This is a genomic window from Streptomyces sp. SYSU D01066-1 (assembly GCF_054956795.1).
Genome location: NZ_JBUDHV010000003.1, coordinates 330,597 through 346,962, shown reverse-complemented (window position 1 = coordinate 346,962; position 16,366 = coordinate 330,597). Strand labels below are relative to the sequence as shown.

Annotated in this window: 13 protein-coding genes and 1 riboswitch; of the genes, 2 read left to right on the top strand and 11 right to left on the bottom strand. The window is 73.5% G+C overall.

What is annotated here, in order from left to right:
* Positions 1-35: 35 nt before the first annotated feature.
* From ACY1JF_RS05290 to ACY1JF_RS05275, 4 genes are all read right to left on the bottom strand, one after another.
* The gene (locus ACY1JF_RS05290) at positions 36-1,325 is read right to left on the bottom strand and encodes a bifunctional 3,4-dihydroxy-2-butanone-4-phosphate synthase/GTP cyclohydrolase II (RefSeq protein ID WP_462703770.1); all 1,290 of its coding nucleotides are present in this window, start codon (positions 1,323-1,325) and stop codon (positions 36-38) included.
* The gene (locus tag ACY1JF_RS05285; protein ID WP_462703769.1) at positions 1,322-1,966 is read right to left on the bottom strand and encodes a nicotinamide mononucleotide transporter family protein; all 645 of its coding nucleotides are present in this window, start codon (positions 1,964-1,966) and stop codon (positions 1,322-1,324) included. The genes ACY1JF_RS05290 and ACY1JF_RS05285 overlap by 4 nt, the downstream gene beginning before the upstream one ends.
* The gene (locus tag ACY1JF_RS05280; protein ID WP_462703768.1) at positions 1,963-2,565 is read right to left on the bottom strand and encodes a riboflavin synthase; all 603 of its coding nucleotides are present in this window, start codon (positions 2,563-2,565) and stop codon (positions 1,963-1,965) included. The genes ACY1JF_RS05285 and ACY1JF_RS05280 overlap by 4 nt, the downstream gene beginning before the upstream one ends.
* Before the next feature lie 157 nt (positions 2,566-2,722).
* A riboswitch (FMN riboswitch) is annotated at positions 2,723-2,853 on the bottom strand.
* Positions 2,854-3,685: 832 nt separating this feature from the next.
* Positions 3,686-4,921, bottom strand: a complete 1,236-nt coding sequence (locus tag ACY1JF_RS05275) for an ROK family transcriptional regulator (protein ID WP_462703767.1) — start codon at positions 4,919-4,921, stop codon at positions 3,686-3,688.
* Between the two features lie 167 nt (positions 4,922-5,088).
* On the opposite strand from ACY1JF_RS05275, the gene ACY1JF_RS05270 reads away from it, so the two are divergent.
* Positions 5,089-6,300 (top strand): MFS transporter, encoded by a 1,212-nt coding sequence (locus ACY1JF_RS05270; protein ID WP_462703766.1) that lies wholly within the window; start codon positions 5,089-5,091, stop codon positions 6,298-6,300.
* On the opposite strand, the gene ACY1JF_RS05265 is transcribed toward ACY1JF_RS05270, so the two are convergent.
* The 6 genes from ACY1JF_RS05265 to ACY1JF_RS05240 all read right to left on the bottom strand — a co-directional run bounded on the left by ACY1JF_RS05265 (position 6,260) and on the right by ACY1JF_RS05240 (position 13,919).
* Positions 6,260-6,724 carry an acyl-CoA thioesterase gene (locus ACY1JF_RS05265; protein WP_462703765.1) on the bottom strand — a complete coding sequence of 155 codons (465 nt, stop codon included), beginning with the start codon at positions 6,722-6,724 and terminating at the stop codon, positions 6,260-6,262. The two genes, ACY1JF_RS05270 and ACY1JF_RS05265, sit on opposite strands and share 41 nt — an antisense overlap.
* 143 nt (positions 6,725-6,867) lie before the next feature.
* Positions 6,868-7,809 (bottom strand): AraC family transcriptional regulator, encoded by a 942-nt coding sequence (locus ACY1JF_RS05260; RefSeq protein ID WP_462703764.1) that lies wholly within the window; start codon positions 7,807-7,809, stop codon positions 6,868-6,870.
* A gap of 115 nt (positions 7,810-7,924) precedes the next feature.
* Complete coding sequence (locus ACY1JF_RS05255; RefSeq protein WP_462703763.1) at positions 7,925-8,851, bottom strand: MBL fold metallo-hydrolase; 927 nt, start codon at positions 8,849-8,851, stop codon at positions 7,925-7,927.
* A gap of 162 nt (positions 8,852-9,013) precedes the next feature.
* Entirely contained in the window at positions 9,014-10,621 is a 1,608-nt protein-coding gene (locus ACY1JF_RS05250; RefSeq protein ID WP_462703762.1) for an alpha/beta hydrolase, read from the bottom strand.
* Between the two features lie 305 nt (positions 10,622-10,926).
* On the bottom strand, positions 10,927-12,321 hold the full coding sequence (locus ACY1JF_RS05245; protein ID WP_462703761.1) for a uracil-xanthine permease family protein: 1,395 nt from the start codon (positions 12,319-12,321) through the stop codon (positions 10,927-10,929).
* A 437-nt stretch (positions 12,322-12,758) separates the two neighbouring features.
* Positions 12,759-13,919 (bottom strand): glycoside hydrolase family 6 protein, encoded by a 1,161-nt coding sequence (locus ACY1JF_RS05240; RefSeq protein WP_462703814.1) that lies wholly within the window; start codon positions 13,917-13,919, stop codon positions 12,759-12,761.
* A gap of 174 nt (positions 13,920-14,093) precedes the next feature.
* Here ACY1JF_RS05240 and ACY1JF_RS05235 point away from each other — a divergent pair, with 174 nt between their 5' ends.
* Complete coding sequence (locus tag ACY1JF_RS05235) at positions 14,094-14,789, top strand: DUF5995 family protein (protein ID WP_462703760.1); 696 nt, start codon at positions 14,094-14,096, stop codon at positions 14,787-14,789.
* Between the two features lie 159 nt (positions 14,790-14,948).
* Here ACY1JF_RS05235 and ACY1JF_RS05230 read toward each other — a convergent pair whose 3' ends face one another.
* Complete coding sequence (locus tag ACY1JF_RS05230; protein ID WP_462703759.1) at positions 14,949-16,214, bottom strand: MFS transporter; 1,266 nt, start codon at positions 16,212-16,214, stop codon at positions 14,949-14,951.
* Between the last annotated feature and the right edge of the window lie 152 nt (positions 16,215-16,366).

Here is a 16,366-nt window from a genome sequence, read left to right as displayed (position 1 = left end):
TGGTGCTTCTTCGTGTTTCTTGTGCTCGGTCGTGCTTACTGGTTGCCGCAGGTGGAGACGGTGGTGGTGTCCAGCCAGGGCAGGTCGTGTCCCATCCGGTCCCGCTTGGTGCGCAGGTAGCGGAGGTTGTGCTCGCCCGCCTGGACGGGCATCGGTTCGCGGCCGGTGACGGTGAGGCCGTGCCGGACCAGCGCGTCGCCCTTGGCGGGGTTGTTGGTCAGCAGGCGGACGCCGCGCACCCCGAGGTCCTTGAGGATCTGGGCGCCGGCGCCGTAGTCCCGGGCGTCGGCGGGCAGGCCGAGTTCCAGGTTGGCGTCCAGGGTGTCGCGGCCGCGCTCCTGGAGCTCGTAGGCGCGCAGTTTGGACATCAGGCCGATGCCGCGGCCCTCGTGGCCGCGCAGGTAGACGACCACGCCGCGGCCCTCGGCCTGGATGCGGGCCAGCGAGGCGTCCAGCTGGGGGCCGCAGTCGCAGCGCTGGGAGCCGAAGACGTCGCCGGTCAGGCACTCGGAGTGGACGCGGACGACGACGTCGGTGCCGTCGCCGAGGTCGCCGTGGACCAGGGCGACGTGCTCGACGCCGTCGACGGTGGAGCGGTAGCCGTACGCGGTGAAGACGCCGTGGGCGGTGGGCAGGCGGACCTCGGCCTCGCGGCGGACGGTGGGCTCGGCGCTGCGGCGGTAGGCGATCAGGTCCTCGATGGAGATGATCGTCAGGCCGTGCTTGCGGGCGAACGGGATCAGCTCGGGCAGCCGGAGCATCCGGCCGTCCTCGCCGGCGATCTCGACGATGGCGCCGACCGGACGCAGGCCGGCCAGGCGGGCGAGGTCGACGGCGGCCTCGGTGTGGCCGTCGCGGACCAGGACGCCGCCGGGGCGGGCGCGCAGCGGGAAGACGTGGCCGGGGCGGACCAGGTCGGTGGGCTCGGCGGCGCCGCCGGCCAGCAGGCGGAGCGTGGTGGCGCGGTCGGCGGCGGAGATGCCGGTGGTGACGCCGTGGGCGGCGGTCGCGTCCACGGAGACCGTGAACGCGGTCCTCATCGACTCGGTGTTGTCCTCGACCATCTGCGGGAGGCGGAGCCGGTCCAGTTCGTCGCCCTCCATGGGGGCGCAGATCAGGCCGCGGCACTCGCTCATCATGAAGGCGACGGCCTCCTCGGTCACCTTCTCGGCGGCCATGACGAGGTCGCCCTCGTTCTCCCGGTCGGCGTCGTCGACGACCACGACCGGGCGGCCGGCGGCGATGTCGGCGATGGCCTGCTCGACGGGGTCGAGGACCAGGTCCTCGGGGCCGTCGGCGCTGTGGAGGACAGGTACCGCGCTCATGCGGGCGCTCCTTCCATCAGGGGCCGCGGACCCTTGCGGGAGCGCAGCCACCAGTCGCGCAGGCCCCACAGGACGAGCGCGCCGTAGATGACGTAGACGAAGCCGGAGAAGGCGAAGCCGTTGGCGAAGTTCAGCGGGACGCCGACCAGGTCGACCAGGAGCCAGGCGAACCAGAACTCGACCATGCCGCGCGCCTGCGCGTACATGGCGACGATGGTGCCGACGAAGACGTAGGCGTCCGGCCAGGGGTCCCAGGACAGGCTCGGGTAGGCGGTGAACAGGCCGCCGACCGCGAGGGTGCCGGCCACGGCGGCGGCGAGCAGCACGGCGCGTTCGCGCCAGGTGGCGAAGCGGACGGCGATGGTCCCGTCCTGGGCCTGCCGCCGTCCCCGGTTCCACTGCCAGTAGCCGTACGCGGCGACCACCATGACGACGATCTGCTTGCCGGCGCTGCCGGAGAGGTGGGCGGTGGCGAAGGCGGCGAAGAGGATGAGGCCGGAGAGGAACTGCACCGGCCAGGTCCACAGGGAACGGCGCCAGCCGAGGGCGAGGCCGAGCAGACCGATCACGTTGCCGGTCATGTCCGACCACTTGATGTGCTGGCCGAACAGGACGAACGCCTCGGAGTTGAGCCAGTTCACTTCGCGGCCTCCTGGGTGGTGAGCAGTCGCTCGACGTACTTGGCGATGACGTCCGCCTCGAGGTTGACCGGGTCGCCGGGCCGCTTCACGCCGAGCGTGGTCAGGGCGAGGGTGGTCGGGATGAGGCTGACGGTGAAGAAGTCGGGGCCCGCGTCGACGACGGTGAGGCTGACACCGTCGACGGTGATGGAGCCCTTCTCGACGACGTAGCGGGCGAGCCGCGCGGGGAGGGAGATCTTGACGATCTCCCAGTGCTCGGAGGGCGTGCGCTCGATGATCTCGCCGGTGCCGTCGACGTGGCCCTGCACGATGTGGCCGCCGAGGCGGACGCCGACGGCGGTGGGGCGCTCCAGGTTGACGCGGGAGCCGACGGTCAGGGCGCCGAGGCTGGAGCGGTGCAGGGTCTCGGCCATCACGTCGGCGGTGAACTCGTCGCCCTCGTGGTCGACGACCGTGAGGCAGACGCCGTTGACGGCGATGGAGTCACCGTGCCGCGCGCCCTCGGTGACGACGGGGCCGCGCAGCCGGAAGCGACAGGCGTCGTCGAGGGTCTCGACGGCGGTGATCTCGCCCAGCTCTTCGACGATTCCGGTGAACACTTCCCGGGTCCTCCTGCCTCTTGGGCACGGACTCCGGGGCATCTGTCGACAGCCGACAGGACGTACGGACGACGGCACCGGTACGGCGCCCTCCGGTCGGACCTGTGCCCTGAGGACGGGTCCGAAACAGTCGGCGACGCGCACACGTGCTCGTCCGCCGCGCACTGCCTCCCATCCGGACTTTAACCGTCGGTCCAGGAATTTCACCTGGTCAACCGGTCGCTGGAGGCGACCGGGTCGCGGACTGTAACCGCCGGTTCGGACTTTCACCGACCCCGGAGTGCGCTGCTTCTGGTACAGGGTCAGTGTGCCACGCCTGGTCGCCGTCCAGACGGGCGGGGGGTGTGGGGTGACTCACACCCCCGGTCTCCTCGCCCGTGACGGGACCGTGCCTGTCGACGCTCTGGTCCCGTCCTCCCCGGTGTCCGCGCGCCCTCCCCTGGTGACCGGTCCGGCGGCGGTGGCGACGGCCCTTGCCCGCCGTCGGGCCACCCCGTGCGCGGTGAAGGCGGACCAGGACGGGGAAGGCTCACCACCGTGCGGTGGACGATCGGACGGGACGGGCTGGTGCGGGCGGGGCTCGGGGTGCTCGCCGGCACCCAACTGGCGCTCGGCCTGTGGGCGCTGCTGCTGCCGGGGCTTTTCTGGGAGTGGCCCTGGGTGTCGCATCTGCCGCCGTACAACGAACATCTGCTGCGGGACTTCGGCGGGGCCGGTCTCGCGCTCGCCGTGGTGCTGTGCGCGGCGGTGGCGACGATGGACCGGCGGCTGGTCCTGACCGCGCTGGTGGCCTACCTGGCCTTCTCGGTGCCGCATCTGGTCTTCCACGCCCGGCACCTGGCGCCCCTGCCGGCGGCGAGCGGCGCGGGGTTCACGGCGCTGCTGGGCACGGCGGTGGTGCTGCCGGCCGTGCTGCTGCGGCTGGCGGTTTCACGGGGGGGACGCCGTGCGCGCGGGAAGCGCGGGCGATGGAGGAAACGCGGGCAGTGGGGGAAACGCGGGGGCAACGGACAACGGGGGAAGCGCGGGGACAGCGGGCACCGGGGAGAGTGCGCGGGACCCGGGGGACGCCGCGAACGCGGGCGGCCCGGAAGCCCCCTGACTGTCCGGCGCGCGCGGCTCAGCCTCCCGGCGGTGCGAACAGTTCGTCCTGCGCGCGCTCACGGGCCGTCAGCAGCGCCCCGCGCAGCACCGCCTCGCCGCCCAGCAGGCCGGCCCGTACCTCCGTGGGCAACGGGGAGATCCTGGCCAGGCGGCGGTGGACGCGGCCGGCCAGCGCGTCCCCGCCCGCGCGGCCGACCTCCCCGGCCAGCACCACGCAGCCGGGGTCGAGGACGCAGACCACGGCGGCGACGCCGAGGGCGACGCGGTCGGCGAGGGTGTCGAGGAACCGCCCGGCGGCCGGGTCCGTACCGCGCGCCGCGTCACGGACCAGGGCGGGGGCGTCCGCGCCGGCGCCCCGTACCGCCTCCGCCGCCCGCGTCGGGGCGAGCGGCACCGCCCGGCCGCCGGCCGGCACCGTCAGGCCGTGTTCCGCCGCGAGGGCGACGATCGCCGACGCCGAGGCCAGGGAGTGGAAGCCGCCGTCGCAGCCGGTGGCCGACGGCAGGCCGGCCGTGCCGGGCACCGGCAGGAAGCCGACCTCGCCGGCGCCCCCGGAGGCGCCCCGCCGCAGCGTCCCGTCCAGGACGAGCGCGGCGCCGATGCCGAGGTCCAGCCAGAGCAGCACGAACGTGTCCCGGTCCCGGGCGGCGCCGGCGCGCTGTTCGGCCAGGGCGGCGAGGTTGGTCTCGTTCTCGACGCTGACCCGGGACTCCGGGAACCGCTCCTGCACGGCGGCCACCAGGCGGCGGTGCCAGGCGGGCAGGCCGCCCGAGTCGCGCAGTTCACCGCTGGGCGGGTCGATCAGGCCGGGGGCGCCGATGCCCACCGTGTGCAGCCGGTCCGCCCCGGCCTCCTTGGCGGCCCGTTCGACCAGCGCGACCGCCTGCTCCACCGCCGGTCCGGTCCCGGCGTCGTCACGGATCGGCGCGGACGCCTCGGCCAGCACCCCGCCGACCAGGTCGGAGACGAGTACGGAGACGCTCTCGGTGCGCACGTCGAGGGCGGCCAGGTGGGCGAGCCCGGCGACGATCCCGTACAGCTTGGCGTTGGGGCCCCGGCGCTGCTCCCCCGCCTCGCCGACCACCTCGATCAGACCGGCCGCGGTGAGCCGTTCGACGAGGTCGGCCACGGACGGCCGGGACAGGCCGGTGAACTGCTTCAGCTGCGCGGCCGTCAACGGGCCCTCCCGCTGGAACAGGCGGAGGGCGAGCCGGTCGTTGAGGGCCCGGGCGGTCCTCGGAGTGGCGGGCATGCCGGGATCCTTCCAGATGGGCGGGCGGGACGGCCCGCTGAGGATACCCACTATCTATAAGGAAACCTTCCTGATAGTTTACGCCTCGCGGTCGGCCCGTGGCACGGCCGCGCACGCTCGCCGCCGCGCACCCGGCGCGGGGGCGGACACGACGGAGGGGCCCGAGAATGAGTGCGGTGGTCTACCAACTGCGTGAGGTACGGCGTGCCCGCTACGCCGTGGCGGCCGTCTTCGCGGTGCACGGCTCGGTCACCGGCTCGTTCGCGACCCGGGTGCCCTGGATCCAGGACCACGCCGGGGTCAGCGCGGGCCAGCTGGGACTGGCCCTGGCCTTCCCCGCGCTCGGCGCCTCCCTGGCCATGCCGCTGGCCGGGCGGATCAGTCACCGCTTCGGCGCCCGCACCGCCCTGCGCGGCCTGCTGGCCCTGTGGACGCTGTCCCTGGTCCTGCCCTCACTGGCTCCGAACCTCGCCACCCTCTGCCTCGCCCTGTTCGTCTACGGGGCCACCTCGGGCATGTCCGACGTCGCGATGAACGCGCTCGGCGTCGAGGTGGAGAACCGGCTCGACAAGTCGATCATGTCGGGGCTGCACGGCATGTGGAGCGCGGGCGCCCTGATCGGCTCGGCGGGCGGCACGCTCGCCGCCCACCTCGGCGCGGACGCCCGGCTGCACCATCTGCTGGCCGCCGCCGTCCTGACGGTGCTCGGCCTGGTCATGTGCACCTGGGTGCTGGACCTCCAGCCCGCCGAGGACGAGGAGGCCCCGCCGAGGTTCGCGCTGCCGCCCAGGTCGGCGGTGCTGATCGGCGCGGTCGGGTTCTGCGCGGTCTTCGCGGAGGGCGCGAGCCTGGACTGGTCGGCGGTCTACCTGCGGGACCAGCTGGACACCTCGGCGGGGCTCGCGGCGGCGTGCACCACCGGGTTCACGCTGACCATGGCCCTGTCCCGGTTCGCCGGTGACCGGGTCGTGGACCGGTTCGGCGCGGTGCGCACGGTCCGGGTGGGCGGCGTGCTGGCCGCGCTCGGCGGCCTGCTGGTGGTCGTCGGCGGCCACCCGGCGGTGGCGATGACCGGCTTCGCGCTGCTGGGCCTGGGCATCGCCGTGGTCGTCCCGCTCTGCTTCGCGGCGGCGGGCCGCAGCGGCGGCAACCCGTCCCTCGCCATCGCGGGCGTCGCCACCATCACGTACACCTCCGGGCTGGTCGCGCCCAGCGCGATCGGCGGGCTGGCCGAGGCCACCAGCCTGGTGGTGTCGTTCGGGCTGGTGACCGTGCTGGCCTGCGGTCTGGTGGCGTTCGCGGGCGTGCTGCGCGCCGGGGACCGCACCCCGGTGAAGGTCAGTCCGCAGGACGCAGCAGTTCCCGGCCGACGGCCCTGAACTCCTCACTCCACGGCGCCGGCCGCATCGTCGCCGCGTCCAGCCGGACCAGGACCCGGGTGCCGTGGGCGTAGGTGGTGGCCCCGTCCGCCGAGCAGAACCGGAAGCCGTACGTCAGCCCGGTCCGGCCCAGCCGCTCCAGCCACAGGTGGACGGCGTACCCGCCGGGCCGGGTGACCGGCGCCTCGTAGCTGATCCGCAGTTCCCGCACCGCGTGGCAGGCGTCGCCGGCCGCCGCCCAGTCGCCCGCGTACCGGTGGCCGTGTCCCTCCCACAGCTCGCCCCAGGCCCGCTCGACCAGCACCGGGTAGCGGGCGTTGTGCAGCAGGCCGAGGGCGTCCAGGTCGTCGAAGTGGACGGTGACGGGGACGAGCCGGCCGTACGGGAGGGCGGGTATGGGCGCGGCGGGGGCTTCGGCGGTCATGGGTGGTGCTCCTGGGGACGTACGGGATGATCGCCGCCGTCGAACCGCCAGCGGCCCCACTCATCCTAAGCAGGCGCTCACCGGGCGAACCGCCGGCGGCCGCCCGTGCACCACGCGGCGTTCCCGCTCACCGGGAGGCGCGGTCAGCCGGCGCTGCCGTCGGCGGTCGGCGAGCGGTTCGCCGTCGTGGTCCGGTACCGCCCCGGCGTGGTACCGAATTGCCTCTCGAAGGCGTGTGACAGCGCGTACGGAGTGCCGTAACCGACGCGGTCCGCGATGGCTGACACGGTTTCCGAGGTGTCCCGGAGGAGGGTGGCGGCGAGGGTCAGGCGCCACCAGGTGAGGTAGGCCATCGGAGGCCGGCCGACCAGAGTGGTGAACCGGCGTGCCAGGGTGGGGCGGGAGACTCGCGCTGTCGCCGCCAGGCTCTCATTGGTCCACGGCGCGGCGGGCTCCGAGTGCAACGCTCGCAGGGCGGTGGCCGTCACCGGGTCGCTCAGCGCCCGGGGCCATGCTCCGTTGGTGTCCTCGGCCATCCAGGAGCGGATCATGTAGACGAAGAGCAGGTCGAGCAGGCCCGGGAGGGCGACGCCGGAGCCGGGCCGTGTCTGATCCAGCTCGCCGGCGAGGAGGTCGATCGCGGCACGTAGTTCGAGGTGGCTGCCCATTCGACTGACAAGGCGGACGACCTGCGGGAGTTCCTCCATGAGCGGATGCCGGCTGCTGTTGTCCAGGCGGTAGCTCCCGCAGAGCAACTCCGTGTCGTCGTCGGGCCGGACCGGCCGGTCCGTCTCCGCCAGCCACTGCTCCAGCGACACCGCCTTCCGCGTCGCGGCCACCGGGTCGACGGGAGAGTCGGTGATCAGGTAGCCCGTACCGTGGGGCAGCATCACCGCGTCACCGGCACCGAGGTGTACCGGGGTGCCGTCGTCGGGCAGCAGCCAGCAGCCGCCCTTCATCACGACGCCCACGCCCGCGCCGTGGTACGGGTCCAGCCGCACGCACCAGCTGCCCCGCATCCCCACCCGGCGGAACGAGGGGTGCCCGAGACGCACCGCGGAGATCGCGTCGCTCACCACATCCACCGGGAGAGGATAGGTTGCGTGTGCGCGCCATCGCGCGGGCACAGGGTCCGGGGTGCCCTTGGACGGCGGCCGCCGCGACGGCCCGTCGGCTGTTGCGCGAACCCTCATCGACGCCCTACTTCGTCTGGGCGAACGCGGCCCATGGGCCGAGGGCGAACCCGCCGCCCTCTCGACGGACCTCAAGGGCTCCCGCGCCGCCGAAGTGCGCGGGGATGAGCAGCTCCCGTTCGTCGGCGGCCCGTTCGAGGATCCTGCGGCGGCTGGCCACCGCCCGCGCCGGGTCGAGGCAAGAGCCGCTGTTGCAGCAGGGGTCGAGGATCTGCACCGGGCTGTGCAGAACGTCTCCGGCGAAGACCGCCCGGTCGGTACCGGAGGCCAGGCGCACCACGGACGCGCCGGGAGTGTGGCCGGGCGCGGACTCCAGAGTGAGATGTGCGTCGATGTGGTGCAGGCCGTCCCACAGAACGGCCTGTCCGGCTTGATGGACGGGCGCGATGCTGTCGTCGTAGATCATGCGGTCGACTTCCGGCAGCTCCTGCCTCCGCGCGTTGTCCGGACCGTAGTAGGCGTCGTCGGCGCCCGGAATGAGGTACTGGGCGTTGGGGAAGGTGGGCACCCACTGTCCGCCCACGTCGGTGGTGTTCCAGCCCACGTGATCGACGTGAAGGTGAGTGTTGACGACGACATCGACATCTCCCGGGCGTACACCGGCGCTCGCCAGCACGTCGAGGAAATCACTCGGGCGCCGATGGAAGTACGGCGCCATGCCCGGCCGCTCGCGATCACTGCCCGCCCCGGTGTCGATCAGTACGGTCCGCCCGCCGCTGCGCAGCACCCACGACTGCAGTGCGACCACCGTCCTGCCGCTGTCCGGCTCGAAGTGGTCCGGTGCCAGCCAGTCCTTGTTCCCGGCCCATGTGTCGGCGCCGGCCTCGGGCAGGAACACGGAAGCGGGCAGGAACGGTTCGTGCCACTCGACCACCCGGATGATCTCGACATCGCCCAGCATCATGGTTTGCACGCGGTTGTCGTCGTTCGTCATACGCCAGACCTTAAGAAGGCCGGAACGATCGTCTCAATGCTCGGATTGCTCAGGAAAATAACCGAGCGTCTCATGTACCTGCTGTTTTCAGGCTGGGCAGGTCATCGGGGCGGCCTGTGCGGCGTCGGCGGGCCGGGCAGGGAGGCACCGCCTTCCGCCAGGTCACTTCTGGGTGACGTCGGTGCAGTAGACGTCCTTGTCCGGCAGGTGGCCGGTGGCCAGGAAGCCGGCGGTGGCCTTGTCGGCGCAGGCGGAGCCCTCGCCGTAGACGTAGTGCCCGCCGTTGTCGACGCCGACGAGGGCGGAGCCGGCGCCGAGGGACTCGCGCAGTCCGACGGCGCCTTCCCACGGGGTGGCGTTGTCCCGGCGGTTCTGCAGGATCAGGGTGTTGCGCGGGCCGCCCTTCACCACCTTGACAGTCGTCTCGGCCGGCTTGTCCCAGTAGGCGCACGCCCAGATGTTGGCGGGCATGCCCGCGGTGAGCGGCCACTTCTCGCGGTCGGCGGCGGTACGGGCGGCGTAGCCGTCGACGTCGTGCGGCCATTCGGCGTCGCCGCAGGTGAGAGCCATGAACATGGTGGCCTGGTTGTCCGCCGGGACGCCCGGGGACGTCGGTGTGTCGGCGAACACCTCCTTGAGAACCGCGAGGTCAGCGGCCGTGGTGCTGCCGTCGGACAGGTTGTCGGCGGCCTTCCAGAACTGGGTGAGCACGGTAAGGCTGTCGTTGTGCAGAAGCAGGGCGTAGGTCATGTTCCGCAGCAGCGCCCCGTCCAGCGGCACCGGTGCGCCGGGAATCGCCGCGGGCGTGCGGTCGAGCCGGTCGGCGAGGGCGAGGTAGGTGCGGGTCACCTGCTCGACGTCCGTGCCCAGCTCGAGGGTGCCCGCCTGGGCGGCGGCGACGCGGGCGGCGTCGGGGAACCGGTCGGCCATGCCCTTGCCCCAGGTGTCCGCCACCTGGTCGGCCCATACCTTGGTGGGGTCGACGTTGCCCTCCAGGACCATCCGGTCGGTGTGGTCCTGGAAGAGGGAGCGGTAGACGGTGCCGAGGTAGGTGCCGTAGGACTGGCCCCAGTAGGAGATCTTCTTCTCACCGAGCGCCTGACGGACGCGGTCCATGTCGCGGGCGGTGTTGGCGGTGCTGTAGTGCCGCAGGTTCTTGCCCACCGTGTCGGCGCACTGCTCGGCGGCGGCTTTGGCGAGGGTCACGTTCTTGGTGATCGAGCCGTCCGCTGCGGGATAGGGGAAGAGCCCGGACACGCTGGGGTCCTGCAGACCGCAGCTCTGCGGGGTGCTGTGTGCGACGCCGCGCGGGTCGAAACCGATCAGGTCGTAGCGGTCCAGCACGGACTTCGGCAGTGTGGACGCCATGGTCGCGGGCATGTCCAGACCGCCCAGGGCCGGCCCGCCGGGGTTCAGCAGCAGAACGCCACGTCGCTTCCCGGGCTGCGCGGTGGACAGCCGGGAGACCGCCACGTCGATCTTCGTGCCGCCCGGTTTCCGGTAGTCGAGCGGCACCTTCAACGTCCCACAGGCCAGTCGGGGGTCACGGGTCTGCCCCTCGGCCAGGGCCGGGCACTTGCCCCAAGTGATCCCGGTGGCGCCCGTGGTCTCGCCGACGCTCTTGCCGACGACCTCGGTCGGTCGCGCGTCCCCGGCGTCGGCACCGCACGCGACCAGCGTGGTTCCTGCCAGCGTGGAGACCAGCAGAGCTGCGGCGATCCGGCGGGCCCTGCGGAGATCGTGCCGCGCGGAACTGCGTGTCGTGGCCATGGTGGTGTCCTTAGCTGCTGGGGTGGTCGGCCTCGCCGGGCCGTTGTGCTGACGGTCCGAGTCAACAAGAGACCACCGGAGGCGCGCTTCACCCCGGAGAGGACAAGCAGGTAGCTCGCTCGGGGGACCGCGGGGGGCCGTCCACCCCGTGACGCCCTCGTCGAGATCGCGCTGACGCCACGTCAGGGGCGGCGCGTCCTCCTCGGTACGGTCCCGGGACGGCGCACCCGACGCGTCGCGCCCGGAGACGGCAACGGGCGCGGGAGCGGCCGAAGGCCCCTCCCGCGCCCGGTGCGTCCGTCCCGTCAGTTCGCTTTCCCGCCGCCCTGCCCCGAGTCGTCGTAGCTCGTCGTCCCCGCGTCCAGGAGCCCGCCCTGCGAGGTGCCCGCGGCCTTCGAGAGCCAGCGCAGCGCGTGGTAGCCGGTCAGCACCACGAGGGTGCCGAGGGCGATGCCGTTGAGTTCGAAGTTGTCGGTGATCTCCAGCGTCACGCCGCCGATGCCGACGATGACGCCGGCGGCGGCCGGGATCAGGTTGAGCGGCTGGCTGAAGTCGACCTTGTTGCGCACCCAGATCTGGGCGCCGAGCAGGCCGATCATGCCGTAGAGGATGACGGTGATGCCGCCGAGCACTCCGCCCGGGATCGCGGCGACGAACGCGCCGAACTTCGGGCACAGGCCGAACAGCAGGGCGACGATCGCGGCGCACATGTAGGCGGCGGTCGAGTACACGCGCGTGGCGGCCATGACGCCGATGTTCTCGGCGTACGTGGTGGTGGCGGGGCCGCCGGCGACCGTGGAGACCATGGTGGCCGCGCCGTCCGCCGCGATGGCGGTGCCGAGCTTGTCGTCGAGGGGGTCGCCGGTCATCTCGCCGACCGCCTTGACGTGACCCGCGTTCTCGGCGACCAGGGCGACCAGCACCGGGAGGGCCACGACGACCGCCGAGGCGCTGAACGAGGGCGCGTGCGTGTCGGGGAAGCCGACCCAGGCGGCCTCCTTGACAGAGGTGAGGTCCAGACGCCAGTGGTCGACGACCTTGCCGCTGCCGTCGATGGAGTGGATCCTGCCCAGGGCGAGGTCGAGGATCCAGGAGAGCAGATAGCCGAAGACCAGGCCGAGGAAGATGGCGACGCGGGACCAGAAACCGCGCAGGACGACCAGGGCGAGGCCGGTGAAGAGCATGGTGGCGAGCGCCGTCCACTGGTCCTGCGGCCAGTAGCTGGAGGCGGCCACCGGGGCCAGGTTGAAGCCGATCAGCATGACGACGGCGCCCGTCACCGCCGGCGGCAGCACCGCGTGGATGACCCTGGCGCCCAGACGCTGGACCACGAGGCCGACCACGGCCAGGGCCAGTCCCACGACGAACAAGGCGCCGGTGAGCTCCGCCGGCCCACCGCCCTGACTGCCGATGACCGCGGCGACACCGACGAAGGAGAGCGACGAACCCAGGTAGCTGGGGACCCGCCCGCGCGTGAGGACGAGGAACAACAGGGTCGCGACACCCGAGGCCATCAGCCCGAGGCTCGGATCGAGACCCATGAGCACCGGGGCGACGAAACAGGCGCCGATCATCGAGACGACGTGCTGCGCCCCCAGCCCGATCGTCCGGGTCCAGGTGAGCCGCTCGTCCGGCCGGACGACTTCACCTGGACCCAGGGTTTTGCCGTCTCCATGCAGCTTCCATCCGAAACCGGACATTCGTCATTCTCCGTTCTGTACTTACCGAACGGAAAAGTACAAGATGGGCGGTCAGTCGTTCACATCGACCCGAGGGCGGACGCCGCTCCGATCGCTGTCCATGTGACCTGGCGCTCTCTTCGCAGAACCCCTCGGGCCACGTCCAGGATCGTACGCGGGTTCGTTCGCAGCCGGGTTCAGCGATCCGCCCTGCCGTTCGGCGTCCGCCCGGGTCCGGCGCGGCCGTCGCCGCCGTCCTGGGCGGCGTCCTCGGCGGCACCGCGCCCGGCCCCCTCGTCCTCGTCACCGGCCGCCCCACGCTGCGCGCCTTCGCGCCCGCCCGCCTCAGGACGCGCCGCCCGCCTCAAGACACGGGAGCCGCAGCTCGACGCGGGCACGCCGGGCTACGGCAAGGACGAGGGCGAGAACGAGGGCGAGGACGAGGGATACGAGGATGGCTACGAGGAAGGCCCCCCGCGCGCCAAGTCGTAGGCGTAGGAGGGGCTGAACGTCCCGGGGCTGCCCTTGCAGCCGTCCGACTCCCCCGGCAGCTTGACCCACAGGTAGGCGTCGATCCGGTCCTCGCCGGTGGCCAGCGTCGGGGCGTGGCCGATGCGGCGCCCCGCCGGGTCGCACCAGGCGCCGTCGGCCGGGGCGCCGTTGCCGTTGCGGCTGGTGTCGACGACGGCGCCCAGGTGCGCCGGTCCGCCGAGGGCGTCCAGCACCGCGCGGTCGTAGGCGGTCTCGTCGGCGGTGGTGTGGAAGTTGGAGACGTTGCTGAAGACGCCGTCGGAGGAGGCGGCCGAGGCGGCGCCCGCCTGCCTGAGCAGGCCGGCCTGCTTGCCGGGCGCGTGCCAGCCGGAGTGGCCGGCGTCGTAGTAGACCCGGGTCCGGGGGCCGGCCTCCTTGAGGACCCGGCCGGCGCGGGCGAGGGAGGCGAAGCGGTCGGCGCGCTCCGCGGCGGACAGGCAGTCGGCCTGGGCGACCGAGTCGGGCTCCAGGATCACGATGACCTCTGCCCGGCCCAGCCCGGCGGCGAAGCGGTCGATCCAGTCGTCGTAGGCGTCGAGGTCGGGTGCCCCGCCCTGGGAGTGGCCGCCGCAGTCGCGGTCGGGGATCGCGTACGGCACCAGGACCGGGACCCGGCCCTGGGCCGCTCCGCCCGAGGTGACGGCGCGGACCCGGGCGGTGATGGTGTCCGGCGTGAAGTCGGCGAACCAGACGGCGGCGGGCTGCCCGGCTATCCGGTCGGCGATGACGGCGTGCCGCGGGTCGTCGGGGTGGGCGGCCACCCAGTCGAGCACCTGGGAGCCGGGATGGCGGTAGAGCCGGGCGGCCGGGCGCGGCTCCCCGGTGGTCCTCGCCGGTGTGGGCGCCGGGTCGGCCTCCGGCGCGGAGGACGCGGAGGACGCGGAGGAGGCCGCCGGGGACGGGGACGCGGAGCGCGAGCCCGGCGGTGCGGGCGAGGGCGGGGCGGGTTCGTGGACGGGCCGGAACGGCCGGGTCACCGGCGGCCGGGCGGCGGCCGCACGGCCGCCGCCGGCGTCGGCGTCCTCCAGCGCGGACAGCGTTCCGGCGACCGCGCCGGTCACGGTCACGACGGCGGCCACGGCGACCATGAGGCCACGGCGGGCGGCACGCCGGCGCGCGGCCCTGCGCGCGGCCAGCCGCCTGGTACGAAGGCCGGACACGATACGGATCCCCTCCCCCACGCGGCGGGCGCGTTACCCCGTTCCGGGGAAGAGACGCGCCCGCCGTTCCTTCCGTTCCCCTGAAGCTGCGACCCTGCCCCCATGGCGCACTGTCGACACGTCTTCGCGTCCATCGACTCGATGGACACCGTCCTCGCCCGGATGCGCGCCCTTGACGCGACGCTACCCGCCCGGGACGGGGTGGCGGTCTTCAACCGGGTCTACCTGACCGTCACCGAAGCCGTCGACCGGGACATCGACAACGGCCGGTTCCCCGACCCCCGGGCCGCGAGCACACTGGACGTACGGTTCGCCGAGCGCTACCTCGGCGCCGTCGACGCGGCGGACGACGGACGCCGGCCGCCCGCCTGCTGGCGGCCCCTGTTCCAGTTCCGCCGTCATCCCCAGGTACGTCCGCCGCAGTTCGCGCTCGCGGGCATCAACGCGCACATCGGGCACGACCTGGCGCTCGCCGTCGTGGACACCTGTCGTACGCTCGGCTGCGAACCCGGGGATCTGGAGGATGAGTTCGACCGGGTGGGCGAGATCCTCGTGTCGCTGGAGGAGCGCGTCCGCGAAGATCTGATGCCGGGCCCCGATCTCCTCCAGATCGCCGACCCGCTGACCCATCTGCTCAACTCCTGGTGCCTGGAGCGCGCCCGCGACGCCGCCTGGGTCGCGGCCCGCACCCTGTGGACGGTGCGCCGGCTGCCCGACATGGCCGGGGAGATCACCGAGCGGCTGGACGAGGCGGTCGGCTTCGCGGGCCGCATGCTGCTCACGCCGCTGCCGGGCTGACTCCCGCCCCGGTCCTGGTGGGCCCCAGTCCTCCGGCAGCTTCGCGGGAGCGATGGCGCCGTAGAGGTCACCGGGACGGGGGACGCCGGGGGCGGTCGTCGCGCCGAAGCGGCTCGCGGTGACTCGTCGCGTACGACGCTTCCGGGGCGCGGGGCCGCGTCACTCACCCTGCTCCACCGCCTCCCCGGCCGCCCTCCGCGCGCGCTCCCGGGGCCCCGGCCGCCGCCCGCTCCGGACCGTGGCCGCCAGCACCACCGCCGTCAGCAGGTACGGCACCGCCGCCCAGGCGAAGGCGCCGTCGTTCCCGGCAACCGACGCGGTGGCCGCGTAGGCGCCGTACACCGCGACGGTGCCCAGCTCCGTGCCGAGCCCCGCGACCGAGGTCAGGGTCGCCCGGCCGGTCGCGTCGATACGGCGCTGGAGGCGGGCGTCGGCGAGCACGGTCGCCAGCTGGAAGCCGCCGAAGGCGAGGCCGATCAGGGCGATCCCGGCCGGGCCGCCGGTCAGCGCGCCCACGGCCAGCGCGCCGGCGGCGCCGGTGAGCAGCGCGGCGAGCCCGGTGGTGCCGAGGCGGCGCTCGGCGACGCCCGCCAGCAGGCCGCCGGCCGTGGCACCGGACCAGACGACCAGCAGCAGCCAGGGGACGGTCGCCTCGGCCGCGCCGGTGTCGCGGACCAGCAGCGGCGTGTACTCGTCCAGCGCGCCCCATACGGCGGTGACGGCCGGGACCAGCAGCAGCGCGCCGCGCACGGACCGGTCGGCGCGGGCCCCGGCGAGTCCGGCGCGCAGGGCCGCCGTCCGGCCGGCGTCCCCGGCGGACGGCTCGTGGTGTTCGGGGAGCCGGGCCGCCGTGGCCGACGCCAGCAGACAGGCGAGGACACCGGCCGCGCCGACGGCCTGGTACCCGCCCCAGGCGAAGACCGGTCCGGCCAGGGCCATCGAGGCGGCGGTGGCCGCCGGGCCCACCGCGCGGACCCGGCCCATGACCCGGGCGTACCGGTCGGCCGCGCCCAGCCGCTCCAGTTCGTCGTGGGCCAGCGCCTCCAGGGCACCGGAGCCGAGGGCTTCCCCGGCACCCCACAGCACGAAACCGAGGGCGAAGGCCGGGTACGAGGGCGCGAGCACCCACAGGGTGAAGCCGGCTGCCGTGAGCAGCGGGCCGAGCCACAGCAGCAGCCGCCGCGAGACGGCGTCCGCCCAGGCGCCCGAGGGCACCTCCAGGGCCACGCCGGTGACCGACCACAGGACGAAGAGGGAGGAGATCTGTCCGAGGGAGAGTCCGGCGTCGCTGAAGAGCAGCGCGTACACCGGGTACAGGAGGATGAGGTCGGCGCAGAACGCGTGGGCGCAGAGGGTGGCCGACAGGCGCCGCACACCGCCGGGGGCGGGGGCGGGCACGCGCACGGGCGGGGGTGGAGGTGTCATGGGGCCTTCCCGGGGAGCCGCTTCGGACGTCGCGGGTACGGCGTCCGAGGCGGTCCGCGGGAGGCGCGGCCGGTGGGTCAATGTCGGCGGGTCATGGCACCGAGGGTAGTAGCCCGCGCCACGACGCGGACACCCTTGGCGCGAACACCCGC

Coding starts and splice junctions, on each gene's coding strand:
- ACY1JF_RS05290 (WP_462703770.1), bottom strand. CDS start 1,325: ATGAGCGCGGTACCTGTCCTCCACAGCGCCGACGGCCCCGAGGACCTG.
- ACY1JF_RS05275 (WP_462703767.1), bottom strand. CDS start 4,921: ATGCCCGCCACTCCGAGGACCGCCCGGGCCCTCAACGACCGGCTCGCC.
- ACY1JF_RS05270 (WP_462703766.1), top strand. CDS start 5,089: ATGAGTGCGGTGGTCTACCAACTGCGTGAGGTACGGCGTGCCCGCTAC.
- ACY1JF_RS05265 (WP_462703765.1), bottom strand. CDS start 6,724: ATGACCGCCGAAGCCCCCGCCGCGCCCATACCCGCCCTCCCGTACGGC.
- ACY1JF_RS05255 (WP_462703763.1), bottom strand. CDS start 8,851: ATGACGAACGACGACAACCGCGTGCAAACCATGATGCTGGGCGATGTC.
- ACY1JF_RS05250 (WP_462703762.1), bottom strand. CDS start 10,621: ATGGCCACGACACGCAGTTCCGCGCGGCACGATCTCCGCAGGGCCCGC.
- ACY1JF_RS05245 (WP_462703761.1), bottom strand. CDS start 12,321: ATGTCCGGTTTCGGATGGAAGCTGCATGGAGACGGCAAAACCCTGGGT.
- ACY1JF_RS05240 (WP_462703814.1), bottom strand. CDS start 13,919: ATGGTCGCCGTGGCCGCCGTCGTGACCGTGACCGGCGCGGTCGCCGGA.
- ACY1JF_RS05235 (WP_462703760.1), top strand. CDS start 14,094: ATGGCGCACTGTCGACACGTCTTCGCGTCCATCGACTCGATGGACACC.
- ACY1JF_RS05230 (WP_462703759.1), bottom strand. CDS start 16,214: ATGACACCTCCACCCCCGCCCGTGCGCGTGCCCGCCCCCGCCCCCGGC.